Origin of the sequence: Streptomyces sp. NPDC059142 (genome assembly GCF_042755665.1) — a bacterium.
GTDB lineage: Bacteria > Actinomycetota > Actinomycetes > Streptomycetales > Streptomycetaceae > Streptomyces.
Window position 1 is genome coordinate 1,065 of sequence record NZ_JBHZDA010000120.1, and the last position, 1,370, is coordinate 2,434.

At 70.4% G+C, this 1,370-nt stretch carries 1 protein-coding gene and 1 riboswitch; the gene reads right to left on the reverse strand.

Features of this window, described 5'->3' with window-relative positions; translation table 11 throughout:
- Nucleotides 1–142: 142 nt before the first annotated feature.
- Nucleotides 143–937, reverse strand: a complete 795-nt coding sequence (locus ACFXPK_RS29400) for a M23 family metallopeptidase (RefSeq protein ID WP_385080121.1) — start codon at nt 935–937, stop codon at nt 143–145.
- A gap of 12 nt (nt 938–949) precedes the next feature.
- Nucleotides 950–1,125: riboswitch (cyclic di-AMP (ydaO/yuaA leader) on the reverse strand.
- Nucleotides 1,126–1,370 lie beyond the last annotated feature (245 nt).

Genomic DNA, 1,370 nt, shown 5'->3' on the forward strand with positions numbered 1-1,370 from the left:
TAAATATTTTAAAAAAACTCCTATTCTCGCTGCGGCGCCCAAAAAACGTTTATTTTTTTTGCGCGGGGGGGGGGGGGCCGGCCCGCCCCGGCGGGGAGCCGGGGCCTTCGCGGGAGCGGTGCGCGGGTGGGGCGGCGAGCGGTCAGACCGCCACGCCGTGCGTACGGAGGTAGCCGACGGGGTCCATGTCGGAGCCGTAGTCGGCGCCCGTCCTGGCCTCGAAGTGGAGGTGCGGGCCCGTGACGTTGCCGGTGGCGCCCGAGAGGCCGATCTGCTGGCCCGGGGTGACGCTCTGGCCGACGGAGACGCCGATGGAGGAGAGGTGGCCGTACTGGGTGTAGGTGCCGTCCGCCATTCTGAGCACGATGTTGTTGCCGTACGAGCCGCCCCAGCCGGCCTCGACGACGGTGCCCGTGCCGACGGCCACGACCGGGGTGCCGGACGCGGCGCGGAAGTCGACGCCCGAGTGGCTGCCGGAGGACCAGAGGGAGCCGCCGGAGTGGTAGCCGGTGGTGACGTACGAGCCGGCGACGGGGAGCTGGAAGGCGTTCAGCCGCTTGCGCTCCTCGGCGCGCGCGGCGCGCTCGCGCTCCTCGCGCAGCTCCTTCGCGCGGGCCTCCGCCTTGCGCTCCGCCTCGGCCTTCGCGGCGGCGCGCGCCGCGGCCTCGGCCCTCAGCCGCTCGGCCTTCTCGGCGGCGTGGCGCTGGGCCTCGGCCTGGTCGTCGACCGCTCCGGCGACGGCGTCGCCGATGGCGATGACCTGGGTCAGTCCGGTGTGCGTGGCGGCCTCGGTGGAGCCGTCGGCGGCGAGCGCCGGGGAGGCGAGGGAGCCGATGACGCCGGTCGCGGTCAGCGTCGCGAACCCGGCGGCGCTCGCGCCCTTGCAGGTGATGCGGTTCGGGGCGCGGTGCTTCCCGGTGGCACGGGTGAACGCCATGGAGTGGCTGGTCCTTTCCTTCCCTCTCGCCTACCGGGTTAGCTGACGGGTTCGGAGCAGGAAGGTCTCCTACGGACGCCTCCGCGCGGTGTGCCCGCGAAGGCCGTCCGATTCACCCCAGGGACGGTGGGTCCCCGGCTCCCCGGGCAGCCTGACAGCGGCTGACGGGGACTCGGCGATGGCTGTTCGGTGCCACGGATGCGGCGCAACGGCGAACAGCCGGACCGACGCTAAGCGGCTCATCTTTCAATAAACAAACGGACAAGGTTTTTTGTAGCGCACACCACAGGGCAGACGGTCACGCTCTCCATCAAAGGGGACATAAAGCAGAACCCCGGGGGCCCGGGGGGCGGGGGGGGGGCGGCAACACCGTCAAAACCGTGTTATAAAAAACAATAGACAGAGAGGGAGCGAGCGGCGGCGGGTTTTTTTT